This window comes from Streptomyces sp. NPDC040410, assembly GCF_055595715.1.
In genome coordinates this window covers 201,832-226,498 of the sequence record NZ_JBVIVK010000013.1, presented here as the reverse complement: position 1 = coordinate 226,498, position 24,667 = coordinate 201,832, and the positions used below count along the sequence as shown (strand labels likewise).

At 72.4% G+C, this 24,667-nt stretch carries 19 protein-coding genes and 4 pseudogenes; 15 read left to right on the top strand and 8 right to left on the bottom strand.

The annotated features are described in order from the left end of the window. Window positions 1–234: 234 nt before the first annotated feature. Window positions 235–309 (bottom strand): annotated as a pseudogene (locus ACZ562_RS25515) (alpha/beta hydrolase); the annotation flags it as partial. 247 nt (window positions 310–556) lie between these two features. On the opposite strand from ACZ562_RS25515, the gene ACZ562_RS25510 reads away from it, so the two are divergent. Next, window positions 557–4,630: a molybdopterin-dependent oxidoreductase gene (locus tag ACZ562_RS25510; RefSeq protein WP_471183406.1), complete on the top strand. Its 4,074-nt coding sequence runs from the start codon at window positions 557–559 to the stop codon at window positions 4,628–4,630. 171 nt (window positions 4,631–4,801) lie between these two features. On the opposite strand, the gene ACZ562_RS25505 is transcribed toward ACZ562_RS25510, so the two are convergent. Continuing rightward, window positions 4,802–5,305 carry a MarR family winged helix-turn-helix transcriptional regulator gene (locus tag ACZ562_RS25505; protein ID WP_471183311.1) on the bottom strand — a complete coding sequence of 168 codons (504 nt, stop codon included), beginning with the start codon at window positions 5,303–5,305 and terminating at the stop codon, window positions 4,802–4,804. Window positions 5,306–5,418: 113 nt separating this feature from the next. On the opposite strand from ACZ562_RS25505, the gene ACZ562_RS25500 reads away from it, so the two are divergent. From ACZ562_RS25500 to ACZ562_RS25465, 8 genes and pseudogenes are all read left to right on the top strand, one after another. Beyond that, window positions 5,419–5,934 carry a YceI family protein gene (locus ACZ562_RS25500; RefSeq protein WP_471183308.1) on the top strand — a complete coding sequence of 172 codons (516 nt, stop codon included), beginning with the start codon at window positions 5,419–5,421 and terminating at the stop codon, window positions 5,932–5,934. A 224-nt stretch (window positions 5,935–6,158) separates the two neighbouring features. Continuing rightward, window positions 6,159–6,548, top strand: coding sequence for a cell division protein SepF (locus ACZ562_RS25495; protein ID WP_471183305.1), 390 nt, complete (start codon window positions 6,159–6,161; stop codon window positions 6,546–6,548). A gap of 237 nt (window positions 6,549–6,785) precedes the next feature. Next, window positions 6,786–7,946 carry an AAA family ATPase gene (locus tag ACZ562_RS25490; protein WP_471183304.1) on the top strand — a complete coding sequence of 387 codons (1,161 nt, stop codon included), beginning with the start codon at window positions 6,786–6,788 and terminating at the stop codon, window positions 7,944–7,946. Then, on the top strand, window positions 7,943–8,269 hold the full coding sequence (locus ACZ562_RS25485; RefSeq protein ID WP_471183301.1) for a nucleotide pyrophosphohydrolase: 327 nt from the start codon (window positions 7,943–7,945) through the stop codon (window positions 8,267–8,269). Before ACZ562_RS25490 ends, ACZ562_RS25485 begins: the two co-directional genes overlap by 4 nt. Window positions 8,270–8,463: 194 nt before the next feature. Then, the gene (locus ACZ562_RS25480) at window positions 8,464–8,934 is read left to right on the top strand and encodes a DUF6099 family protein (protein ID WP_471183403.1); all 471 of its coding nucleotides are present in this window, start codon (window positions 8,464–8,466) and stop codon (window positions 8,932–8,934) included. Window positions 8,935–8,986: 52 nt separating this feature from the next. Continuing rightward, window positions 8,987–9,097: pseudogene (locus tag ACZ562_RS25475) on the top strand (hypothetical protein); the annotation flags it as partial. Beyond that, window positions 9,057–9,275: pseudogene (locus ACZ562_RS25470) on the top strand (polynucleotide kinase-phosphatase); the annotation flags it as partial. The pseudogenes ACZ562_RS25475 and ACZ562_RS25470, both read left to right, overlap by 41 nt. 48 nt (window positions 9,276–9,323) lie before the next feature. After that, window positions 9,324–9,452 (top strand): annotated as a pseudogene (locus ACZ562_RS25465) (hypothetical protein); the annotation flags it as partial. Between the two features lie 30 nt (window positions 9,453–9,482). On the opposite strand, the gene ACZ562_RS25460 reads toward ACZ562_RS25465, so the two are convergent. Both ACZ562_RS25460 and ACZ562_RS25455 read right to left on the bottom strand, forming a co-directional pair. After that, a complete protein-coding gene (locus ACZ562_RS25460; protein WP_471183299.1) occupies window positions 9,483–10,382 on the bottom strand; it encodes an NAD(+)/NADH kinase in 900 nt (299 codons plus the stop codon). Continuing rightward, window positions 10,379–11,548: an SPFH domain-containing protein gene (locus ACZ562_RS25455; RefSeq protein ID WP_471183297.1), complete on the bottom strand. Its 1,170-nt coding sequence runs from the start codon at window positions 11,546–11,548 to the stop codon at window positions 10,379–10,381. The genes ACZ562_RS25460 and ACZ562_RS25455 overlap by 4 nt, the downstream gene beginning before the upstream one ends. A 135-nt stretch (window positions 11,549–11,683) precedes the next feature. On the opposite strand from ACZ562_RS25455, the gene ACZ562_RS25450 reads away from it, so the two are divergent. Beyond that, entirely contained in the window at window positions 11,684–12,907 is a 1,224-nt protein-coding gene (locus ACZ562_RS25450; RefSeq protein ID WP_471183296.1) for an arginine deiminase, read from the top strand. A gap of 70 nt (window positions 12,908–12,977) precedes the next feature. Then, window positions 12,978–13,985 carry an ornithine carbamoyltransferase gene (argF, locus tag ACZ562_RS25445; protein WP_471183293.1) on the top strand — a complete coding sequence of 336 codons (1,008 nt, stop codon included), beginning with the start codon at window positions 12,978–12,980 and terminating at the stop codon, window positions 13,983–13,985. Between the two features lie 6 nt (window positions 13,986–13,991). Here argF and ACZ562_RS25440 read toward each other — a convergent pair whose 3' ends face one another. After that, window positions 13,992–14,444: an ATP-binding protein gene (locus ACZ562_RS25440; protein ID WP_471183291.1), complete on the bottom strand. Its 453-nt coding sequence runs from the start codon at window positions 14,442–14,444 to the stop codon at window positions 13,992–13,994. A 305-nt stretch (window positions 14,445–14,749) separates the two neighbouring features. On the opposite strand from ACZ562_RS25440, the gene ACZ562_RS25435 reads away from it, so the two are divergent. Next, window positions 14,750–15,577 carry an enoyl-CoA hydratase family protein gene (locus ACZ562_RS25435; protein ID WP_471183289.1) on the top strand — a complete coding sequence of 276 codons (828 nt, stop codon included), beginning with the start codon at window positions 14,750–14,752 and terminating at the stop codon, window positions 15,575–15,577. After that, window positions 15,562–17,949 carry a bifunctional salicylyl-CoA 5-hydroxylase/oxidoreductase gene (locus tag ACZ562_RS25430; protein WP_471183286.1) on the top strand — a complete coding sequence of 796 codons (2,388 nt, stop codon included), beginning with the start codon at window positions 15,562–15,564 and terminating at the stop codon, window positions 17,947–17,949. Before ACZ562_RS25435 ends, ACZ562_RS25430 begins: the two co-directional genes overlap by 16 nt. A 232-nt stretch (window positions 17,950–18,181) precedes the next feature. Here the strand turns inward: ACZ562_RS25430 and ACZ562_RS25425 are convergent, their stop codons facing one another. Continuing rightward, entirely contained in the window at window positions 18,182–18,994 is an 813-nt protein-coding gene (locus ACZ562_RS25425; protein ID WP_471183283.1) for a PaaX family transcriptional regulator, read from the bottom strand. A 31-nt stretch (window positions 18,995–19,025) separates the two neighbouring features. Beyond that, window positions 19,026–20,618: an AMP-binding protein gene (locus ACZ562_RS25420; RefSeq protein WP_471183281.1), complete on the bottom strand. Its 1,593-nt coding sequence runs from the start codon at window positions 20,616–20,618 to the stop codon at window positions 19,026–19,028. A gap of 154 nt (window positions 20,619–20,772) precedes the next feature. Between ACZ562_RS25420 and ACZ562_RS25415 the strand changes: the two genes are divergently transcribed. Further along, on the top strand, window positions 20,773–22,110 hold the full coding sequence (locus tag ACZ562_RS25415) for an acyl-CoA dehydrogenase family protein (protein ID WP_471183278.1): 1,338 nt from the start codon (window positions 20,773–20,775) through the stop codon (window positions 22,108–22,110). Continuing rightward, complete coding sequence (locus ACZ562_RS25410; RefSeq protein WP_471183275.1) at window positions 22,107–22,505, top strand: RidA family protein; 399 nt, start codon at window positions 22,107–22,109, stop codon at window positions 22,503–22,505. Before ACZ562_RS25415 ends, ACZ562_RS25410 begins: the two co-directional genes overlap by 4 nt. A gap of 7 nt (window positions 22,506–22,512) precedes the next feature. Here ACZ562_RS25410 and ACZ562_RS25405 read toward each other — a convergent pair whose 3' ends face one another. Beyond that, window positions 22,513–24,372 (bottom strand): serine/threonine-protein kinase, encoded by a 1,860-nt coding sequence (locus ACZ562_RS25405; protein ID WP_471183272.1) that lies wholly within the window; start codon window positions 24,370–24,372, stop codon window positions 22,513–22,515. Window positions 24,373–24,667: the final 295 nt, after the last annotated feature.

Here is a 24,667-nt window from a genome sequence, read left to right as displayed (position 1 = left end):
CCGGCGCCCCCGCGCACACTCACGCCCGACGCCGGCGCCTCCGTTCACTCTTCGCTCTGGGCAGGTCACCGTGCGCCGCCGAGCAAGGGCCGTCGGGCGGCGTCCTCGCCTCGGCCGCACAGGCACCCCGGGGGAGTCGGCGGGGTGGTCATCGCGCAGCGCCACGGACAGCGAGTGCGCGGGCGCGGACGGACACCGCACCGGAGTACGCCCGCGCCGCCCTCGCACCCGGCCCGTGGCGCGGACCCCGTCGACGATCAGGCCGGCGACCTCCTTGGGCCGGGACACAGCCACAGCGTGCGAGGCCCCTCGACGGGTTGCCCGGCAGCACCGGCAGGTGCTCACATCAGCCCGCCGACCCCTGTGCGAGGCGCGTAACCCCTGACGACTCGCCCAGGAGACATTCGTGTAACGGGCATTTCGTACCGTCACGGAAGCTCGAACCGTACGGGACGATCAAGAGAGGCAGGGGGTGCCCGTGGCCGCGCCGGACCCGCGGACCGCCGACACGACGAAGGTGCGGACCGTCTGCTCGTACTGCGGTGTGGGCTGCGGCATGGTCCTCGACGTCGGCATCGGACCGGACGGACGGCGTACGGTCCTGAAGGCCTCCGGGGACAAGGAGCACCCCGCGAACTTCGGCCGCCTCTGCACCAAGGGCGCCACCACCGCCGACATGCTCGCCGCTCCCGGACGCCTCGGCACGGCACTCGTGCGGCCCGAGCGGGGTGAGGAGCCCGTCCCGGTCGCGGTGGACGCGGCGGTCGCCGAGACGGCGCGGCGGCTGCGGGCGGTGATCGACGAGCACGGGCCGGACGCGGTCGCGCTCTACGTCTCCGGGCAGATGAGCCTCGAAGCGCAGTACCTGGCGAACAAGCTGGCCAAGGGGTACCTCCGCACCAACCAGATCGAGTCGAACTCCCGGCTGTGCATGGCCAGTGCCGGCACCGGCTACAAGCTGTCGCTCGGCGCGGACGGTCCGCCCGGCTCGTACCAGGACCTCGACCGGGCGGACCTCTTCCTCGTCATCGGTTCCAACATGGCCGACTGCCACCCGATCCTGTTCCTGCGCATGATGGACCGGGTGAAGTCGGGCGGCGCGAAACTGATCGTGGTCGACCCGCGCCGCACCGCCACCGCGGACAAGGCCGATCTCTTCCTGCAGATCAGGCCGGGCACGGACCTCGCCCTGCTCAACGGGCTGCTGCACCTGCTGCGGGAGAACGGTCACACGGACCCCGAGTTCATCGCGGCGCACACCGAGGGCTGGGACGAGATGCCCGCCTTCCTGGCCGACTACCCGCCCGCCACCGTGGCCGGGATCACCGGCCTTGCCGAGGACGACATCCGGGAGGCCGCCCGGCTGATCGGTGAGGCGGGGGAGTGGACGAGTTGCTGGACGATGGGCCTGAACCAGTCCACGCACGGCACCTGGAACACCAACGCCCTGGTCAACCTGCACCTCGCGACCGGCGCGATCTGCCGCCCGGGCAGCGGGCCCCTCTCCCTCACCGGCCAGCCCAACGCGATGGGCGGACGCGAGATGGGCTACATGGGGCCGGGGCTGCCGGGCCAGCGCTCGGTGCTCGTCGACGAGGAGCGGGCGTTCGTCGAGGAGCTGTGGGAGCTGGCGCCCGGCACCCTGCGCGCCGACGGGGTCGGCCGGGGCACGGTCGAGATGTTCCAGAAGATGGCCGACGGCGACATCAAGGCCTGCTGGATCATCTGCACGAACCCCGTGGCCTCCGTCGCCAACCGGAAGACCGTCATCGAGGGCCTCGAAGCCGCCGAGTTCGTCGTCACCCAGGACGTCTTCTCCGACACCGAGACCAACGCGTACGCCGACGTCGTCCTGCCCGGCACCCTGTGGACCGAGTCCGAGGGCGTCCTCGTCAACAGCGAACGTGACCTCACGCTCGCCCGGCCGGCCGCCGACCCGCCCGGTGAGGCGATGGCGGACTGGCGGATCATCGCCGCCGTCGCACGTGGGATGGGGTTCGCGGACGGGTTCTCGTACGGGAGCGCCGAGGACGTCTTCGAGGAGATCAAGCGGGCCTGGAACCCGAAGACCGGCTGGGACCTGCGGGGCGTGTCGTACGAGCGGCTGCGCTCGACCCCCGTGCAGTGGCCGGCCGCGAGCGCCGACGGCCCCGACCGCAATCCGATCCGGTACGTCGGCGAGGACGGGGCGCTCACCTTCCCCACCGCGAGCGGCCGTGCCGCCTTCTTCGCGCGTCCGCACATCCCGGCGGCCGAGATGCCCGACGACGACTACCCGTTCGTCCTCAACACCGGGCGGCTGCAGCACCAGTGGCACACGCTGACCAAGACGGCGAAGGTGCCGAAGCTGAACAAGCTCAACCCCGGTCCCTTCGTGGAACTGCATCCGCAGGACGCGGCCGGCCTGGGCGTCGTCGACGGCGACTCGGTGGAGGTCGCCTCACGCCGCGGGCGCGCGGTGCTGCCCGCGGTGGTCACCGACCGGGTGCGGCCGGGCTGCTGCTTCGCGCCGTTCCACTGGAACGACCTGTTCGGGGAGTACCTGAGCGTCAACGCCGTGACCAACGACGCCGTCGATCCCCTGTCCTTCCAGCCCGAGTTCAAGGTGTGCGCGGTCTCGCTGGCCAAGGTGCCGACACCGGTGAGTGTCCGCACGCCGGCCACGGCGGACCCCGTTCCCGTACCGGCCCCCGTTCCGGTGCCGGCTGTCGCCCCTGCCGTCGGCCCCTTCGGGCTCGAGCCGGTCCCGCCGCCCGTGCTCACCGAGCAGGAACGGCAGTACCTCGTCGGGTTCCTCGCCGGCATCCCGTCCGGCGCCCCCGGCGTGCCCGTGCTGCCGCCTTCGGCACCCTTCAGCCCCGGGCACGCCCTGTGGGTCAACGGGCTGCTGGCCGGCATGTACTCACGGGCCGCCGACATCGCCGTACCCACCACGTCACCCGGCCGCGACGTCGTGATCCTCTGGGCCTCGCAGACCGGCAACGCCGAGGAGTTCGCGGCCGCCACCGCCGAGCGGCTCACCACCGTCGGACACAGCACGTCCCTGGTCGGCATGGACGACGCCGACGTCACGGCCCTGCCGCCGGGCGCCGACCTGCTGCTGATCACCAGCACCTTCGGCGACGGCGACGCCCCCGACAACGGCTCCGGCTTCTGGGAGACCCTGGCCCAGCCCGACCCCCCGCGCCTGGAAGGCCGGCGCTACGCCGTCCTCGCCTTCGGGGACTCCTCGTACGGCGACTTCTGCGGGCACGGCCGCCGCCTGGACCAGCGCCTGGACGAGCTCGGCGCGCTGCGGATGGCGCCCCGCACGGACTGCGAGCCGGACTACGAGGACGCAGCCCACGCCTGGCTCGACCAGGTCCTCACCGCGCTCTCCGGCGTGCCCGGCTCCGGTGGACCCGGTTCCGGCGAGCCCCTGCCCGCCGTAACCCTCTCCGGCGGGCCGGCACCCGCCCCAGTGGCACCCGCCCCCGTGGCACCCGCCCCCGCCGCGCCCCGTCCGAAGAAACCCGCCCCCGTCACCGCCCGCCTGACGGGCAACCGGCTGCTGAGCCTCCCGGGCGCCGGCAAAGAGGTCCGCCGCTTCACCTTCGACACCCGCGACAGCGAGACACCGCTCGTCTACGAGGCGGGCGACGCCCTCGGCGTCCGGCCGCTCAACTCCCGCGACCTGGTGGCGGAGTGGCTGACCGTCACCGGCCTGGACGCGGACACCGCGGTGGACGTGAACGGCGTCGGCGAGGTACCGGTCGGCGAGGCACTGCTGCGCCATCTGGACATCACCCGGATCACCCCGGGCCTGCTCCGCTTCGCCGCCGAACGCACCCGCGACCCGCGCGAGGTGAAGAAGCTGCTGCGCGCGGACAACAAGGACGAGCTCGCGAAGTGGTCCTGGGGCCGTCAGGCCGTGGACGTCGTCGCCGAGTACGGGCTCAGGGCCGGCGCGCAGGAGTGGGCCGACGTCCTGGGGCGCCTGCAGCCCCGCCTGTACTCCATATCGTCCAGCCCGCTGACCGACCCCCACCTGGTCTCGCTGACGGTCTCCGTCGTGCGCTACGAGAACCTGCACGGCCGCCCGCGTCAGGGCGTCTGCTCCCCGTTCCTCGCCGACGCCGCACCGGACACCCCGGTACCGGTCCACGTCCAGCGCTCGCCGCACTTCCGCCCGCCCGCCGACCCCGCCACGCCCATGGTGATGGTCGGCCCCGGCACCGGCGTCGCCCCCTTCATCGGCTTCCTCGAGGAACGCCGGGCCCGTGGCCACCAGGCCCCCAGCTGGCTGCTGTTCGGCGAGCAGCACCGGGCCACCGACTTCTACTACGAGGACGAGCTCGCCGCCTTCCTCGCCGACGGCACGCTCGCCCGCCTGGACACCGCCTTCTCCCGCGACCAGCGCGCGAAGGTCTACGTCCAGGACCGCATGCGCGAACACGGACCGCTGCTGTGGTCCTGGCTCCAGGACGGCGCCCACTTCTACGTCTGCGGCGACGCCTCCCGCATGGCCAAGGACGTCGACCAGGCCCTGCGCGACATCGCCATGCTGTACGGCGGTCTGGACGAGGCAGGAGCGGCGGCGTACGTGAAGCAGCTCACCACCGAGAAACGCTACGTCCGCGACGTCTACTGACCGCCCGGCGTCGGCCGCGCGCGGCGTGGCGGTATCGGGCGCCATGAGGGCGTCCCCTGCGGTACGAGGCCTGCGCGCGGCCGGGTCCGCGGCGCTGTGCGTGCTGCCCGCCGCCGCGGGACGGCACCGGCGCGCCGTGCTCGCGGGCGAGGTACACCGCCTCGCCGGGCGCTACTCCGCGTCCGACTCCTCGAAGAGGCCCGGCAGCAGCCCGCAGACCGCTTCCCGCTGGGCCGGTCCCACGAAGCGGGCCAGTGCCTCGGTGACCGTTTCCGCAAGGGGGCCGGAGGCGTCCTTCAGCAGCCGCCGCGCCTTGTCGGTGAGGGCGACCTCGACGCCGCGCTTGTCGCCGCACACGGACTTGCGGGTGACGAGCCCGGCGTGCTGGAGGCAGGCGATCTGGTAGGTGAGCCGGGTCTTGGGGCGGCCCAGGAGTTCCGCGATCCGCGTCATGCGCAGGCCGGCCCCGGGCTGTTGGGCCAGCAGGCACAGGATCAGGAACTCGTCGTGGGAGACGTCGAGCCGTTCCTTGACGACAGAGCGCAGCCGCTGCTCCACGGCGCCCGTCGCGGCCAGCAGCAGCATCCAGGCGCGCAGCTCGGCCGGCAGCAGACCGTCTCCCTGCATGGACGGGCATACGGGCAGGTCGGGGGCGTGCTCGTCGGGGTCGGCCATGGTGTCGAGTGTACCCGTTGTCCAATTTTGAACGAGGGGGTTGTTCAGATTTGGATTACCGGCTAGCGTGAGGTCTCCTGGTTATCCAAATTTGAACGAATGAGGGAGTCATCATGACCGTCGCCGTGGAAACCGGCCTGTGGCAGCTCGACGCGACCGCCTCCACCGTCGCGCTGCGCCACAAGACGATGTGGGGCCTCATGACCGTGAAGGGTGCCTTCGCCGCCGTCGCCGGCCGGGGTGAGGTGCGTGCCGACGGAACCGCCGTCGGCACCCTGACCCTGGACGTCGCCTCCTTGGACACGGGCAGCGCGAAGCGCGACAGGCACCTGCGGTCCGCCGACTTCTTCGACGCCGGCAACCACCCGGAGATCACCTTCGCCGCCCGCGGCGCCGAACTCCGCGACGGCGGCACCGTGCACGTCGTCGGTCAGCTCACCGTGCGCGGCATCAGCAGGCCGCTCTCCTTCACGGCACGCCTCGCCGGGGCCGGCGCCGACGCCCTCACCCTGGACGCCGAATTCACCGTGGACCGCGACCAGTTCGGCATCGGCTGGAACCAGCTCGGCATGATCCGTGGCTTGACCACGATCGTCACCACGCTCCGCTTCAGCCGGACCGAAGCCTGATGCAGGCGCTCTGGACCGTAAACGGGTGAGGTGAGCGGGGTGCTCCTGGACGAGACGAGTCCGGTGTGAGGGCGGCACGAAGGGGGTCGTACCGCCTGGAAACGGGCGCGGGGATCCGGCCGTTGTGACAGTCGCGCACCGTGTCGCTGTTGGGCTGAACGGGTGACTTGGCGTAAGAATTGGCCGGTGCAGGCAATAAACGCGAGTCAGGTCGGGGGGAGCCGGTGAACAGCTACGACGTCACCGATGAACAGTGGGAGGGGCTCGCCCAGGTGGTTCCGTTGCGCGGCAGGGACGCCTGGCCGTCCGCGGTGGACCACCGCTCGCTCCCGGACGCGGAGACGGAGACACGCCGCCGTTTCGTGGTCCTGAGGGTCAACGTGTTCGCGGACGCCCGTGAGGTCGCCGAGACCCTGATGGCGGGCATCCCCGTCCTCCTCGACCTGACCGGCGCGGAGACCGAGGTCGCCAAGCGCGTCCTGGACTTCAGCACGGGTGTCGTCTTCGGCCTGGCGAGCGGGATGCACCGGGTCGACCGCAACGTGTTCCTGCTGGCACCCTCCGGGACCGAGGTGACCGGACTCATGGAAGGGGCGGGGGTACCCGGCCCTTGAGAGCCCGTGTCCCGTCCCCGGCCGGGCGCCCGCCGCCTGGCGCGCACTCCCTCCTCCCGGCTCGCTCGAGCGGGGGAGCCCGTCGAGGGCGCTCCGGCGCCTTGCTGTCGCACGCCCCAGCCGACGTGCGCTGATCCGGCCGGGGACGTGGCGCAGGCTCCGAGGCCGGTCCCCCGATCGTGGGAAGGTCGCGGGGGAGGAACGGTTCGCCCGACGGCGGGGCCCTACCGTCCGGGCATGGCTGTGCCCTTCCCAGTGACCTCCCCGCCGACCACCGCCGCGCTGCCGGACCTGCCGCGGCTCACCGAGCTGCGGCTGTCCGCCTTCGCGGTGCACCGGCGCGCCGGATTCCCGCTCGGGCCGCTCACCCTCTTCGCCGGTCCCAGCGGCTGCGGCAAGACGAGCGCCCTCAGGGCCTACGAGGCACTCACCCGGCTCGGCGGCGGCGCGGCGCTCGCGGACGTGTTCCCCGACCCGGTCGCCTGCGTGCCCGAACGGGCCCGGCCCGACGTCCAGCGCCGCCGCGGCTTCCGCATCGGCTGCACCGCCGACGGCCCCGAGGGTCCGGTCCGCCTCGACGTCGCCGTACAGGCCGAGCCCGAACTGCGCATCGTGGGCGAGCGGCTGACGTCCGGCGGCCTGGTCCTCCTGCAGACCGCTCTGCGCGACCCGCGACAACGGACGGTCCAGGCCGCCTGGCACACGGCCGGACCGTCAGCGCTCACCCGCGCCCCACTGCCGGACGACCGGCTCGGCACCCCCCTGCTCCCACTGCGCGTGGCCGGCCGGACGGACGGGCAGCGCCGGGTGCTCGCCGCCGCCGAGCAGATGGTGGTGGCCCTGCGGTCCGTCTTCGCCTGCGATCCGCGGCCGGAGCGGATGCGCGGCCCCGTGCCGGCGGGCTCCGGCCGGCTGCTCGACGGCTGCGGCAACCTCGCCGACGTCCTGTGGCGCACCCGCGCCGAGTGCGGCCGCCGGCACGCGCAGCTCGTCGCCGCGGTACGCGCCGGCTGCGCCGGACCCGTCACGGACGTACGCGCCGAGCCGCTGGGCGACGGGACGGTACGGGCGGTGCTCGACCGGGGCGACGGGATCTCGACGGCACTCGGGCGGCTGGGCGACGGCGAGTTGAGGTACCTGGCGCTGTCACTGGTGCTGCTCACCGGTCCGGGCGTCCTGGATCTCGACACGGCCGGCGAGGTGCCCGCGGCCCTGCAGACGCTCACCGTGCTCGCCGACGGGCTCGACCGCGGGCTGGATCCGGGGCAGCGGGGCGAACTGCTGCGGCTCGCGGCCCGGATGTGCGGGCGCGGACACGTCCGCCTCGTGGGTACGGTCAGCGACGCCTCGTGGGCCGCCGGGGCGGACGGAGTCGCGGTGGTACACCTGGAGCCGTGACAGAACCTCTCGACGTGGCGAAACTGCAGCGCAGGCTGGCCGAGTTCGCGGCCGCGCGGAACTGGCAGCCGTACCACACGCCCAAGAACCTGGCCGCCGCGCTCAGCGTGGAGGCCTCCGAACTGGTCGAGATCTTCCAGTGGCTGACGCCCGAGGAGTCGGCCCGGGTCATGGAGGACCCGGACACCGCGCACCGTGTCACGGACGAGGTGGCCGACGTGCTCGCGTATCTGCTCCAGCTGTGCGAGGTGCTCGGGATCGATCCGCTGGCGGCGCTGGACGCGAAGATCGACCGGAACGAACGGAGGTTCCCGGCACCGTAGAGGGCCGCCCCAGTGGGGAGTACCTCAGTCCGCTTTCACTCTCCGGAGTTAAACTACCGCCCGAAACCGTTTCGTTGTCCGCAGATTTCCGTCTTCCTCTGGCTTTTCGTCCCGTTGGGCCTCACTCTGGGTAGTGGACAGCGGAGTTCGGGCGTGACGTGCCGAGGGCGCGTCGGGACATGCGGGGGCAGCGCATGGATGCGGTGCGGCTCATCGTGACGAGCAGGCGGGCCCTTGCGGGGAGCAGCGAAACGCCGGAAATCATGACGGAGGTGTGGCAGGCACAGGCCCTCGCCCAGGCGATAGGCAGCCGCCTGGCCGTCTCCGGACCGCCCGAACTACGGGGCGAGGCACTGGGGCTGACCGAACTGGCGGGCAGAGGCTGCGGCGTGCTGAACACGCCGGACCTCGACACCGAGGACCTGCTGGCGGCCCAGCTCACCGACCTGGGTGACGCCCGCCAGGCCCTCATGTACCTCGGCGGCCTGCTCGGCGAGGTGGGCATCGCCCTCGTCGGCCTCGCCTGCGCCGTGGACGAAGAGACCACGTACTGGCAGTGCATGGAGGCCATCGACGCGGCGGACGAGTCGAGGGACCGGGTCCGGGACATGCTGCGCAAACTGGCCGACCGGGAGCAGGTGTTATCGGAGCGGGAGGCCGGGTAGCGGGTGCCCGCGTCCGGCACGGCCGTGACCTCGGGCCGGGAGACTCAGAGGCATGTTCCTGACGATCTCGACCACCGGCACGCCGGAGCGCCCCGCCACCGACCTGGGGTTCCTCCTGCACAAGCATCCTGACAGAGCGCAGGCGTTCTCCACGTCCTACGGTCACCGGGCCCTTCGACATCGTCGGTGACATCCACGGCTGCTCGTCCGAACTGGAGTCCCTGCTCGGCAAGCTGGGCTACGTCGACGGCGTCCACCCGGACGGCAGCACGGCCGTCTTCGTCGACCGCGGCCCCGACAGCCCCGCCGTACTGCGCCGGGTGACGTCGATGGTCACAGCCGTTTCCCGGGGCTTCATTCCGTTCCGGATCTTGGTTGCCGCGAGAGGCATCCGCGAGTACGCGCTCGGCCTGGAGGCGCTGGACCGCCTGGCCGCGGGCGAGCCGCTGTGGCGGGTGCACGAGGCGGTGTTCGGGGTGCTGGCCCTGGAGTCGGAGCCGGTCGATCCCCGGCTGTGACAGCAGGGGAACCGGGTCAGCGGATTCCGCTCAGCCCAGCAGCCGCAACCGCTCCCGGCACACCCCCACCCGGACCGTCTGCCCCCACGTCAGCTCCAGGGCGTCCCTCTCCATGCCGTCCCCGAAGGCGATCAGCCGTTCGGACTCGACGGTGAGAACGAGGGACGCCCGGGCCGGGAGGTCGCCGGCCACCAGGGAGGTACCGGTGGCCGGCGACGGCCAGGCCTCGCGGACGAACCACAGCAGACGGTCCTCCGTGGGCCGGGGCAGGGGCCGGCCGCCTCCCCGCTCCTGCCACACGGACCTGATCCACCCGGTCGCCCCCGTACCCGTCCCCACCAGCACTCCCGACGAGGCCTGGGCCTCGACGACACCCCCGTCGCCGTCGAGGCACAGACGGTACCGGGCCGTCTGGTGGCCGGCCGCCCCCAGATAGATCTCGTTCAGCGCGACCAGCCGCTGCGTGTCGTCGGCGACGGCCTCGACCATGGTGAGCTCGTCGACCGGCGTGCCGGCCGCGAGCGCCGCCGGCAGCAGGGCCGCCGCGTCGGCCGGCCGGTGCCGTACCAGCACACCCGGATTGCGTCCGGGTTCGGTGTCGATCCCCACCACCGGCTGACCCGCGAGGTACTTGGCGGCGTTGGCCACCAGTCCGTCCTGCCCGACCACGACGACCAAGTCCTCGGGGGCGAACAGGAACCGGTCCAGGTCGGCCCGCTCCACCCGCGTCTGACGCCACGTCAGCGGAACCGCCGAGGCGACCTCCGCCAGGGCCCGCCGGGTCCGGCGGTGCCGTCCCGCGACCTCCTCGATGTCCCGGCCGCGCGAGGACAGGAAGAAGGCGGCCTGCCCGTGGGTGCCGTGCCGGGCCACCAACTCCTCGTATTCCGTGGTGCGGTGGACGAGGACGACCCGCGGTGCGAGGCTCACGTCCGCTCCTGCGAGCCCAGCTTCGCCAGCAGGCCGGTCAGCACGTCGGGCGAGATCGTCAGGCTGTCGATGTTCGGCAGGTTCTCCGCGAGACGGGTGCCGGTGAGGGCGTGCAGTACCGCCACGTCCACGTCCCCGTGCACCCGCAGCCACGCCGCCTGCGCCTGCGCCCGCGCCTCACCCACCTCACGCGCCCCCTCGGCCTCGGCGCGGGCCAGCCGCACGGAACGAGCCGCCTCGGCCTCGGCGAGCCGCACCGTCCGCGTGGCCTCGGCCTCGGCCAGCCGTGCCGAACTCGCCGCCTCCGCCTCCGCCAGCCGCTCCGTCCGCTTCCCCTCCGCCTCCGCGAGCCGGACGTTCCGCGTGGCCTCCGCCTCCGCCAGGCGTACCGAGCGAGCCGCCTCCGCCTCGGCCCGTACCGCGTCCGCCGCCGCGTGCTCCTCCGCCTCGCGCCGGGCGTTGGTGCCGCGCTGCTCGACCAACTGCTCCTCGCGGCGGGCGAGTTCGATCTGGCTGGCCAGCTCGTTCTCGGCGATCGTCCGCTCCCGCTCGACGGCCACGGCCCGCCGCTCGTACGTCGCCCGGTCGGCCTCCTGCTGGATCTGCTCACGCGCCGGCGTGCGCAGCGCCCGCTCCACCTCCGGCTCCGGCCTGAGCGCCACCACGCGTACGGCCACCACCTCGATGCCGGTGGCCGGCAGCCGGGGCTCCGCGTCCAGGCCCGCCGCGACCCGCTCGCGCACCGCCGTCACGCCGTCGACCAGCGCGGCCGCGAGCGGCGTACGGGCGAGGACGTCCAGCGCGTGCTGCTGTGCCGTCTCCGTCAGCAGTGTGCCCAGCTGCTCCAGCGGCGCGCCCCGCCACACGCCCGTGTCCGGGTCGATGGAGAAGTCCAGGCGTGCCGCGGCGAGCGCGGGGTCACCGATCCGGTAGGTGACCGTCGCCTGCACCGCCACGTCCTGGAAGTCGGAGGTGCGGGCATGGAAGGTCATCGCCAACTCCCGGTCGTCGACCGGTACTTCGGAGAGCGAGGCGGTCAGGGCCCGGAACCAGAAGCTGAGCCCCGGGCCGTCGTGCGCCGGCCTGCCCGAGCGGTGGTGCCGGATGTGCGCCGTCGGAGCGCCGCGCAGGTGGCGCCAGCCGAGGCGCCGGGTGATGTCGGCCATGGGACCCCCTCGTTCATTTTTCGTCATGACGACGATAATAGAAAGAGCCGTTTATCGTCAAGAGGACGAAAACAAGAAGGCGCGGAAACGGTCGAGCGGGGGGTGAATCCGGGCGCCGATGGTCAGGATGGAGGCATGGGATTCCACGTCGACTCCGAGACCGGGCGGCTGCGCCGCGTCATCCTGCACCGGCCGGACCTCGAGCTCAAAAGGCTCACCCCCAGCAACAAGGACGCCCTGCTCTTCGACGACGTGCTGTGGGTGCGCCGGGCGCGCGCCGAGCACGACGGGTTCGCCGACGTGCTGCGCGACCGCGGCGTCGCCGTCCACCTCTTCGGCGACCTGCTCACCGAGACTCTGGACGTCCCGGCTGCCAGATCGCTCGTCCTGGACCGGGTCTTCGACGAGAAGGAGTACGGCCCCCTCGCCACCGACCACCTCCGGGCCGCCTTCGAGACACTGCCCGCGCGGGAACTGGCCGAGGCCCTGGTGGGCGGCATGACCAAACGCGAGTTCCTGGACGCGCACGAGGAACCGACCTCCGTGCGCTTCCATGTCATGGACCTCGACGACTTCCTGCTCCGCCCGCTGCCCAACCACCTCTTCACCCGCGACACCTCCGCCTGGATCTATGACGGCGTCGCCATCAACGCCATGCGCTGGCCCGCCCGCCAGCGCGAGACCGTGCACTTCGAGGCGATCTACCGGCACCATCCGCTGTTCCGTGACGAAGGCTTCAACGTCTGGTCGGAGGGGCAGGCCGACTATCCGTCGACCATCGAGGGCGGGGACGTACTCGTCATCGGCAACGGCGCGGTCCTCATCGGTATGAGTGAGCGGACGACCGCGCAGGCCGTGGAGATGCTCGCGCACAAGCTGTTCGCGGCAGGCTCCGCGCAGACGATCGTGGCGCTCGACATGCCCAAACGGCGCGCCCTCATGCACCTCGACACGGTGATGACGATGGTCGACGGCGACGTCTTCACGCAGTACGCCGGGCTCGGCATGCTCCGTTCCTACACCATCGAACCGGGCGCCGGTGACAAGGAGCTGAAGGTCACCGACCATCCGCCGGAGCACATGCACCGCGCGATCGCCGCCGCGCTCGGGCTGAGCGAGATCCGCGTCCTGACCGCGACCCAGGACGTGCACGCGGCCGAGCGCGAGCAGTGGGACGACGGCTGCAACGTCCTGGCCGTCGAGCCGGGTGTCGTCGTCGCCTACGAGCGCAACTCCACCACCAACACGCATCTGCGCAAGCGGGGTGTCGAGGTGATCGAGATCCCGGGCAGTGAGCTGGGCCGAGGGAGGGGCGGGCCGCGGTGCATGAGCTGTCCGGTCGAACGTGAGGCCGTATAGACTGTATAGAAATGCTGAACGTCGTATAGACTTCCAGAGCAACCGTCCTCGTATCTCTGGAGCGCCCCCCATGGCGACAGTCCCGACCGCCCTCGCCGGCCGCCACTTCCTCAAGGAGCTCGACTTCACCGACGAGGAGTTCCTCGGGCTGGTCGAGCTGGCCGCCGAGCTGAAGGCCGCCAAGAAGGCCGGGACCGAGACGCCGTACCTGCGCGGGAAGAACATCGCGCTGATCTTCGAGAAGACCTCGACGCGCACGCGCTGCGCCTTCGAGGTCGCCGCCGCCGACCAGGGTGCCTCGACGACGTATCTCGACCCCTCGGGTTCGCAGATCGGCCACAAGGAGTCGGTGCGGGACACCGCCCGCGTCCTGGGCCGGATGTACGACGGGATCGAGTACCGCGGGGACAGCCAGGCGAAGGTGGAGGAGCTGGCGGCCTTCGCCGGCGTACCCGTCTACAACGGCCTCACCGACGACTGGCACCCCACCCAGATGCTCGCCGACGTGCTCACCATGACCGAGCACAGCAGCAGGCCCGTGCAGCAGATCGCCTACGCCTACCTCGGCGACGCCCGCTTCAACATGGGCAACTCCTACCTGATCACCGGGGCGCTGCTCGGCATGGACGTGCGCATCGTCGCCCCGAAGTCCTACTGGCCCGCCGCGGAAATCGTCGACCGGGCCCGCGAGCTCGCCGAGACCAGCGGCGCGCGCGTCACGCTCACGGAGTCCCTGGAGGACGGCGTGCGTGGCGCCGACTTCGTCGCCACCGACGTCTGGGTCTCCATGGGCGAGCCCAAGGACGTCTGGGACGAGCGGATCGCCGCCCTCGCCCCGTACGCCGTGACCATGGACGTCCTGCGCGCCACCGGCAATCCGGACGTCAAGTTCCTGCACTGCCTGCCGGCCTTCCATGACCTCGGCACCAAGGTCGGGCAGGAGATACACGAGACCCACGGCCTCGACTCCCTGGAGGTCACGGACGAGGTGTTCGAGTCGGCGCACTCGGTCGTCTTCGACGAGGCGGAGAACCGGCTGCACACGATCAAGGCCGTGCTGGTCGCGACCCTCGGCTGACCGGGGTCACAGCGGACGCCGCTGCTGCGGCACCACCGGCAACCGGAACCACACGGCCTTGCCCGCCACGGTCGCCCGGTGCCCGCAGGACGAGCTCAGGGCGCGGATCAGCAGCAGGCCGCGCCCGTGCTCCTGCCAGGGGTCGGGCTCCACGCACGCCGGACGCGTGAGGTTGCCCGGCGGCGCCGGGTCGGCGTCGTGCACCTCCACCTGACAGCCGGTCGGCAGCAGCTCCACCACGAGCTCTACCGGCGTGTCGCCACGGGTGTGCTCCACCGCGTTCGCCACCAGTTCCGCCGTGAGGAGTTCCGCGGTGTCGCGGTCGGCCCCGTGCTCCAGCTCGGCCAGCACCGCCCGGACCAGGGCCCGCGCCACGGGCACGGCCGCGGCCGTGTGCGGCAGCGCGACACGCCAGGACGCGGAGGCGGAGGGGCGTTCGTACAAGGCGGTTCCGTTCATGAGCAGGCCGTCCTGCTTTCAACCTGATGAAGGGTACGGCGCCGCCCCGCCGGGGCTTCGGGCGGGCACCGCACGGGACCATCGGCCCCGTTGTCGAGCGGCTTACCCCGGTGAACGGCCCGCCTCCCACGGCTTCTCCCGCCGTTACCGGTCTATCGACGAGCCGTGACGGATGTGACCCGGGCGAGGTCACATCCGAACGGAGCTATCGCGCACTCGTGACGACAGTCAAAGATGGGTGATAGTTTCGACGGGTAGAGCTCCGTGAGCCAGTGCCCGCCGTCCGTACGAGGAGGCCGCACCTCATGAGTCCCTTCACCGGCTCCGCCGAACGCACCCCACGCTGGAAGCATCTGCGCGTCGACCTTCACGACGCCGTCGCCACCGTCACCCTCGCCCGCCCCGACAAGCTCAACGCCCTCACCTTCGGCGCCTACGCCGACCTGCGCGACCTGCTCGCCGAGCTGTCCCGGGAGAAATCCGTACGGGCTCTGGTGCTGGCCGGCGAGGGGCGCGGGTTCTGCTCCGGCGGCGACGTCGACGAGATCATCGGCGCGACGCTGGCCATGGACACCGCCCAGCTGCTCGACTTCAACCGGATGACCGGGCAGGTCGTGCGGGCCGTACGGGAGTGCCCGTTCCCGGTGATCGCGGCGGTGCACGGGGTGGCCGCGGGTGCGGGAGCCGTGCTGGCACTCGCGGCGGACTTCCGGGTCGCCGACCCCACCGCCCGCTTCGCCTTCCTCTTCACCCGGGTCGGACTGTCCGGCGGCGACATGGGGGCTGCGTATCTGCTGCCCAGGGTCGTCGGACTCGGCCACGCGACCCGGCTCCTCATGCTCGGCGAGCCGGTACGGGCGCCCGAGGCCGAGCGGATCGGCCTGATCAGCGAACTCACCGAGGAGGGCGGCACGGACGAGGCCGCACAGGCGCTGGCCCGCCGCCTGGCCGAGGGCCCGGCCCTCGCGTACGCCCAGACGAAGGCCCTGCTCACGGCCGAGCTGGACATGCCGCTCGCGGCCGCGGTCGAACTGGACGCCTCGACGCAGGCCCTCCTGATGAACGGCGAGGACTACGCGGAGTTCCACGCGGCGTTCACGGAAAAGCGCCCTCCCAAATGGAAGGGGCGGTAAGCATGCCCACCTCACTGGCGCGGGGCGGTGTCGATGTGCGGCTCCGCCGCGGGGCGCGATCAGCAACAGACAACCCGCACTCGCAAGACCTGACCAGGCACCCCCTGCGGGTGGCGATCATCGGCGGCGGCCCGGGTGGCCTCTACGCCGCCGCCCTGCTGAAACGCCTCGACCCCGCCCGCGAGACAACCGTCTGGGAACGCAACACCCCCGACGACACCTTCGGCTTCGGCGTGGTCCTCTCCGACGAGACCCTCGGCGGCATCGAACACGCCGACCCGGTCGTCTACGAGGCCCTCCGCAACGACTTCATCCGCTGGGACGACATCGACATCGTCCACCGCGGCACACGCCAAACCTCCGGAGGACACGGCTTCGCCGCCCTCGGCCGCCGGCGCCTCCTCGAGATCCTGCACGACCGCTGCCGTGAACTGGGTGTCGAGCTGCGATTCCGCTCCGAGGCGCCGTCCCCGGCCGGGCTCGCGGCGTCGTACGACCTGGTCATCGCCGCCGACGGTGTGCACAGCACCACCCGAGAGGCCTACGCCCATGTGTTCCGGCCCCATGTGGCCACCCACCACTGCCGTTATGTCTGGCTGGCCGCCGACTTCGCCTTCGACGCCTTCCGCTTCGAGATCGCCGAGACCGAGCACGGTGTGATGCAGCTGCACGGCTACCCGTACGCGGCCGACGCCTCGACCGTGATCGTCGAGATGCGGGAGGAGGTGTGGCGTGCGGCCGGTTTCGCGGAACTCGACGAGAACGAGTCCGTCGAGCGCTGCGCCAAGATCTTCGCCGAAGCGCTCGGCGGCCGGTCCCTGCGATCCAACAAGTCGGCCTGGACCACCTTCCGGACCGTGGTCAACGAGAATTGGTCGCACGGGAACGTCGTCCTCCTGGGCGACGCCGCCCACACCGCCCACTTCTCCATCGGCTCCGGCACCAAGCTCGCCGTCGAGGACGCCCTCGCCCTCGCCGCCTGCCTGGACGAACAGCCCTCCCTGGACACCGCGCTGGCCGCCTACGAGGAGGAGCGCAGGCCGGTCGTCGCCTCCACCCAGCGCGCCGCCCGCGCCAGCCTGGAGTGGTTCGAGAACCTGAAGCTGTACCTCGACCAGCCGCCCCGTCAGTTCGCCTTCAACCTGCTCACGCGCAGCCGCCGCGTCACCCACGACAACCTGCGCCTGCGCGACGCCGGCTTCACCGAAGCCGTGGAGCGCGAGTTCGGCTGCCCACCCGGAACGCCCCCGATGTTCACGCCGTTCAGGCTGCGCGGTCTGACCCTGCGCAACCGGGTCGTGGTCTCGCCGATGGACATGTACTCGGCCACGGACGGCGTCCCCGGCGACTTCCACCTCGTCCACCTGGGCGCGCGGGCCCTCGGCGGCGCCGGACTGGTGATGACGGAGATGGTGTGCGTCAGCGAGGAAGGGCGGATCACCCCCGGCTGCACCGGCCTCTACACCGGCGGACAGGCCGACTCCTGGAAACGCGTCGTCGACTTCGTGCACAGGCAGTCGCCGGGCACCGCCATCGGCGTGCAGCTCGGCCACAGCGGCCGCAAGGGCTCGACCAAGCTGATGTGGGAGGGTATGGACGAGCCCCTTGAGGACGGCAACTGGCCGCTCGTGGCCGCCTCCCCGCTGCCGTACAGACCCGACGGCCAGACCCCGCGCCGGCTCTCCCGCGCCCAGCTCACCGACATCCGCGAACAGTTCACGGCCGCCGCCCGGCGCGCCGCCCGCGTCGGCTTCGACCTCCTCGAACTGCACTGCGCACACGGCTACCTGCTCTCCGGCTTCCTCTCCCCGCTGACCAACCGGCGCACCGACGCCTACGGCGGCTCGCCCGCGAAACGGCTCCGCTTCCCGCTGGAGGTCTTCGACGCCGTCCGGAACGTATGGCCGCAGGAGAAGCCCATGACCGTCCGCATCTCCGCCACCGACTGGGCCGAGGGCGGGGTCACCGCCGAGGACGCCGTGGAGATCGCCCGGGCGTTCGCCGAGCACGGTGCCGACGCGATCGACGTGTCCACCGGGCAGGTCGTCGCCGACGAACGGCCCGAGTTCGGGCGGTCGTACCAGACGCCTTTCGCGGACCGTATCCGCCACGCCACCGGCGTCCCGGTGATCGCGGTCGGCGCGATCTCCTCCTGGGACGATGTCAACTCCCTGATCCTGGCCGGTCGTTCGGACCTGTGCGCACTCGCCCGGCCACACCTCTACGACCCGCACTGGACGCTGCACGCGGCGGCCGAGCAGGACTACGAGGGGCCCGGCGTCGTCTGGCCCGCCCCGTACCGGGCGGGCAGCCGCCGTCCGCAGACCGGACGCACGGACGCCCCGAAACCCCGGCTCGCACTGGGGAGCTGACGAGCGGACCGGACGGCTCTTCTGGATGCGCGCGGTCGATTCCCACCCGGCGGCGGTCGCTGCCGCCGCCGGGACGGACGACATCCAGGCCGCCGTCCGGGCCGATTCCGTTCGCCGCCCCGCAGCGAGCCTGAAGCCAACTGGCCCGCGTAGTACCGGACTTCGGCGTCCCGGATCATGTACCGCAGGCCCAGCTCGGCCGCGTCGCCCGCGAAGCCTGGTGCCCCGGGGGCTACACCTGAGCGAAGGCCGCCCCCGCGTCCCGCAGTCGCTCGTGCAGCGCCCTGAACACGGTGGCCGAGCGCGCCCCCGGCCAGTCCTCGGGGAGCAGACGGGCGGGCAGGCCGGGATCGGTGTAGGGCAGGTGGCGCCAGGAGTCCAGGGTGAGGAGGTAGTCGCGGTAGGCATCCTCGGGCGGGGTGTCCTCCCGGCGCTCCCAGTCGTGCAGTACGGGCGCGTGCCGGTCGAGGAACGCCTCGTGCGCCTTGGCGATCGCGGCCAGGTCCCACCACCGCGCGACCGCCTCGGCGGTCGGTGCGAAGCCGACGTGCTCGCCGCGGAAGAAGTCCACGTACGGGTCGAGGCGCAGCCGCTGCAGGGTGTGCCGTGTCTCCTCGTACAGTCGGGCCGGGGCGATCCACACCCCGGGGGCCGCCGTACCGAAGCCGAGGCCGGCCAGCCGCGAGCGCAGTACGTGCCGCTTCTGCCGCTCGGACTCCGGCACGGAGAACACCGCGAGCACCCAGCCCGCGTCCCCGGGCGGCGCCGTGGCATAGATGCGCCGGTCGCCGTCGTCGAGCAACTGGCAGGCGTCCGGGGAGAGTTCGTAGCCGGCGGCGCCCTGCGCCGTACGGGCCGGCACGAGCAGTCCGCGCCGCTTGAGCCGCGACACGGACGAGCGGACGGAGGGGGCGTCCACGCCGACCGCGGCCAGCAGCCGGATCAGCTCGGCGACGGGCACCGGGCCCGGCATGAAGCGGCCGTACGCGCCGTAGAGCGTGACGATGAGGGACCGGGGAGCGTGCGGTTCGGACACGTTGATCATCTTATGTCGTCGGCGTCAATGCTGGTCGCCATCATTGCCGGGCACCATCGGCGCGCAGCCTGAACCGCTGCAGCTTGCCGGTCGCCGTGCGCGGCAGCGCGTCCAGGAAGACGATCTCGCGCGGGCACTTGTAGGGGGCGAGCTCTGCCTTCACGAAGGCCCGCAGCGCCTCGGCGTCCCGCGGCGCGCCTTCTTTGAGGACGGCGAAGGCCACGGCCACCTGGCCGCGCGCCTCGTCGGGCCTCCCCACCACCGCCGCCTCGACCACGTCCGGGTGGCGCAGCAACGCGTCCTCGACCTCCGGCCCGGCGATGTTGTACCCGGCGGAGATGATCATGTCGTCCGCGCGGGCGACGTAGCGGAAGTAGCCGTCGCTCTCACGGACGTAGGTGTCGCCGGTGATGTTCCAGCCGTCGTGCACGTACGACCGCTGCCGTGGGTCGGCGAGATACCGGCAGCCGACCGGCCCGCGTACCGCGAGCAGCCCGTGCTCGCCGTCCGGTACCGGTTCGCCGTTCTCGTCCTGCACGCGCGCCTGCCACCCCGGTACGGGAACTCCCGTAGTCCCGGGCCTGATGTGCTCGTCCGCCGCCGAGATGAAGATGTGCAGCAGCTCGGTGGCACCGATGCCGTTGATGATCCGCAGCCCGGTCCGCTCGTGCCAGGCCTGCCAGGTGGCCGCGGGCAGGTTCTCGCCGGCCGACACACAGCGGCGCAGCGAGGAGACGTCGTACGCGGCCAGCTCGTCGAGCATCGCGCGGTAGGCCGTCGGCGCGGTGAACAGCACGGAGACCCGGTGCTCGGCGATCGCGGGCAAGAGCTGCTTGGGGCCGGCCTGTTCGAGGAGCAGGGCACTGGCGCCGGCCCGCATCGGGAAGATCACGAGTCCGCCGAGTCCGAAGGTGAAGCCGAGCGGGGGACTGCCCGCGAACACGTCGTCCACATGTGGTCTGAGTACATGCTTCGAGAAGGTGTCGGCTGTCGCCAGCACATCCCGGTGGAAGTGCATACAGCCCTTGGGGCGCCCGGTGGTGCCGGAGGTGAAGGCGATCAGCGCGACGTCGTCGGCCGCCGTGTCCACGGCGGGGTAGGGCGTGCCGGGCGCCGGGCGGCGCACCAGGTCGTCGGGGGCGTCGCCGCCGTACGTCGCGATCCGCAGACCCGGAACCCCGGCCTTGGCGAGGTCGTCGACGGCCCGGACGTCGCACAGCGCGTGCCGTACCCGGGCGATCTCGCACATCGTGCTCAGCTCGTGCGGGCGCTGCTGGGCCAGGACGGTGACGGCGACCGCGCCCGCCTTCAGCACCGCCAGCCAGCAGGCCGCAAGCCAGGGACTGGTGGGGCCGCGCAGCAGCACGCGGTTGCCGGGTACGACGCCGAGGTCGCCGGTGAGCAGGTGCGCGAGGCGGTCCACGCGGGCGCGCAGCTCACCGTACGTCCAGGTCTCACCCGAGGCCGTACGGAACGCCGGTCGGTCCCCCGGGGCGCCGTGGAGCAGCTCGGCGGCACAGTTCACCCGGTCGGGGTAGCGCAGCTCCGGCAGGTCGAAGCGGAGCTCGGGCCACTGGTCGCGCGGCGGGAGGTGGTCGCGCGCGAAGGTGTCGACGTGGGCCGAGACGTTCATGACGGTCGCCCCCTTGTGGTGGTGGGGTCGCGCAGTCGTGGTGGGCTCGCGCATCGGTGCTCGCGCAAGGAGCGTATCGCGTTGGTGACGACAGTCAACGGGGCGCGATATCGTCGGGAGGGTGGCTGAAGGTCACAAGGAGAGAGGACCGGCGATGCCCGCATTCTCGCTCGATCCGGTGCAAACCGCATGGTGTGCCGAGCTGCGTACCCTCGCCGCCGAACGGCTGCGCCCCCTCGCAGACAAGGGTGAGCCGGGACACGTCAACCGGCCACTCGTCGCCGAGCTCGGCCGACTCGGGCTGCTGCCACGTCTGTTCACCTCCGGTGCCGTCGGCCTCTGCCTGATGCGGGAGTCCCTGGCGTACGCCTGCACCGAGGCCGAGACCGCGCTCGCCCTCCAGGGATTGGGCGCACACCCGCTCCACAGCCACGGCACCCCGGCCCAGCGCGCCCGCTGGCTGCCCCGGGTGACCGAGGGCACCGCGGTGGCCGCGTTCGCGCTGAGCGAGCCGGGTGCGGGGTCGGACGCGGCGGCCCTGGCTCTGCGAGCGGAACCGGGAAAGGCCGGGGTGGGCGACTCGCCGGCCGTCGGGTCCGGCGGCCGGGCCGCCGCCGTAGGTGCCGAGCCTGAGGGTCCGGCTGGGGGTGCCGGGCCTGAGGGTACGGCCGGGGGTGCCGGGCCAGACGGTCCGGCTGTGGATAGCGGGCCGGACGGTCCGGCTGTGGATACCGGGCCCGGCGGTCCGGCCCTGGGTGCCGAGCCCGATGGTCCTGCCCGCTGGCGGCTCACCGGAGAGAAGTGCTGGATCTCCAACGCCCCCGAGGCCGACTTCTACACCGTCTTCGCCCGCACCACCCCCGGCGCCGGCGCCCGCGGCGTCACCGCCTTCCTCGTGCCCGCCGACCGCCCCGGCCTGACCGGCACGGCGCTCGACATGCTCTCGCCCCACCCCATCGGCGCCCTGAGCTTCGACGCCGTCCCGGTGACCGAGGACGACGTGCTCGGCGAGCCCGACCGAGGCTTCCGGGTCGCCATGGGCACCCTCAACCTCTTCCGCCCGAGCGTCGGCGCCTTCGCCGTCGGCATGGCACTCGCGGCGCTGGACGCGACCCTCGCCCACACCTCCCGAAGGGACGCGTTCGGCGGCAAGCTGAAGGACCTGCAGACCGTCGCCCACACGGTCGCCGAGATGGCCCTGCGCACGGAGGCGGCCCGCCTCATGGTGTACGCGGCGGCGACGGCGTACGACGAAGGCGCTCCAGACGTTCCGAAGCGCGCCGCGATGGCCAAGCTGCTCGCCACCGAGACCGCACAGTACGTCGTCGACGCCGCCGTTCAGCTGCACGGCGCCCGCGCCCTGCGCCGTGGCCACCTCCTCGAACACCTCTACCGCGAGGTTCGCGCCCCGCGCGTCTACGAAGGGGCGAGCGAGGTCCAACGCGGCATCATCGCCAAGGAGTTGTACGCGAACCGGGAGGCCGGAGCATGACTGCCGAGCGGCTGAACCCGCCCGAACTCTCCCCGCCCACCGGCTTCTCCCACGCGGTCGTCGCCACCGGCTCCCGGGTCGTCTTCCTCGCCGGCCAGACCGCCCTTGACCCGGACGGCAGGGTGGTCGGCGACACCCTCCCCGAGCAGTTCGAACGGGCCCTCACCAATCTCCTCACGGCCCTGCGCGCAGCCGGCGGCACCCCCGCCGACCTGGCGCGCGTCACCGTCCACACCACCGACATCGCCGCGTACCGCACCCACGCGGCCGAACTCGGCGGTATCTGGGGCCGGTTGGCGGGCCGCGACTATCCGGCCATGGCGGTCGTCGAGGTCGTACGCCTCTGGGACGAGCGCGCGACGGTGGAACTGGACGGCTTCGCGGTGCTGGGCTAGGCACCGTCTAGGCCGCGTCGCGCCACACCTTCACGTCCAAGGTGACGTAGGCCGTCCCGGACGAGCCCCGATACGTCACGAGCCCCACGTGTCCCGTCCCGCTGATGACACACATCTGCCGGCCGGCGGTGAGGTCCTTGACCCAGATGTAACTCTTGTAGCCGGTCGCCGCCTTGCACGCCTCCAGGCTCCCCTGCCGCCCCGCGGGCAGCAGGGCGAGGGAGCTGCCGGAGGTGGTGCCGGGGGCGAGAACCGCGCCCGAGGTGTAGACGGCGTACGTCAGATCCTCGTCCGAGCTCCCGGTGTCGGCCTTGGACCGCACCGGGGCGTCCGCCAGATACAGGTCATGGCTCCCGGTCATCCGGATTCCGGGGTATGTCACCGGGACGGGGTCCTTCGGGGCCGCGGGCTTGCTGGCCGCGACGCTCGCGGGAGCCGAGGTCGTGGCCCGTGGGGGCGTCGCCGGCCCCGAAGCGCCGGGCGGCGGCGCGGACTTGGAGGGCTCCGACGTCTTCGATCCCTCGGCGGACGGAGAGCCGGATGCGGACGGCGACGCCTCGGCAGCCGGAGCGGACTGCGACGCGGCCTCCTCCTGGACCCGGCCGTCGCTCTTGCCGGCGCTCTCCGGTTGAAACAGCAACGCGGCGGTCGCCCCGCAGGCGACGAGTACGACGGCAGCCGCGGTCAGCATCCACATGCGGGCCCCGCGGCGGCCCATGCCCGCCATGCCCACCGAGGAGGTCTGCGCGGCGGCCGGCTGCTGCTGCGGCCAGGCGGGCGGAGCGTACCCGCCCTGCGCGGCTCCGGGCCCCATCACGTACGGCCCGGGCGGCGCGGCATCGGACGACGACGCGGGGGAGCAGGCCATCGGGGGGCCGAAGACGCCTGGACTGTGAGCGCCGGGTCCAAGAGTGGCCGGTCCCGCTCCCGCCCGGGCCTGATCGGCCTTCTCGGTCCGCGCGGCGATCCCCGCCGCCAGCTGCCCCGGCAGCCACGCCCCGGACGTCGGCCGGGCATCGTCACCCCGCTGGGCCTGGATCGTCGTCACGGAGCGGATGACCTCCTCGACGGAGGGGCGCTCGGCGGCGGGCTTGCGCAGACACCACGCCACCAACTCCCGTATCTCCACCGGCACCTGGCTGAGGTCGGGCTGCTCGTGCACCACCCGGTAGAGCACGGCGTGCGGGTCCCCGTCCCCGAAGGCGGCTCCGCCCGTCGCCGCGAAGACGGCGGTCTGGCCCAGCGCGAACACGTCGGCCGAGGCGGCGGCCTCCCCGCCGAGCACCTGCTCCGGCGCCATGTAGGCGACTGTGCCGAGGGACATCCCGCTCTGCGTCAGCGACGTGGCGTCCGCGGCCCGCGCGACACCGAAGTCGATGACGCGCGGTCCGTCGGCGGCGAGCAGCACGTTCGACGGCTTGAGGTCCCGGTGCACGATGCCCTCGCGGTGTACCGCCTGCAGTGCCTCCGCGACGCCGGCGACCAGCCGCAGCACGGTGTCGACGGGCAGCGGCCCGTGGTCGCGCACCGCATCGTCGAGGGACGGTCCCGGCACATAGGCGGTCGCACACCACGGCACGGATCCCTCGGTGTCGCTGTCCACGACCGGAGCCGTGTAGAGCCCGTGCACCCGGCTCGCCGCGGCCACCTCGGCCCGGAACCGCCTGCGGAACTCGGTGTTCTCGGCCAGCTCCGGCCGGATCACCTTGACCGCGACGGCCCGTCCGCCCGGCGTGTGCGAGAGATAGACCCGCCCCATGCCGCCGGACCCGAGCCGCGCCGCCAGACGGTAGCCGCCCACGACCTCCGGATCGCCGTCCTCCAGCGGCTGGAAACTCCCCGCGCCCGGCCCCCCGTTGCTCAACACGCCCCACTCCACCCCGAGATCCGCTCTGTGCCCCCATTGCATCACGGGCCACTCGTGTCCCGCTCGGTAGTCCGCCGCACGCCCGTAGACCCTCCACACTCACAGAAGACGTGCGAGGCAGGCACCGGACGGGGCCGCCCGGTCGCCAGGGTCGCGGTCGCCGGGCCGGGGCTCTTCAGGAGTCGGGGCGGCGTATGGCACGATGCCCGTGACGGATGCGGAGGAACTCCGGTGCGGGCCGATGGCCCAAGTCCGGGGCGGGCCCGCCACTGTGACCGGGGAGCCGCCTCCCGCT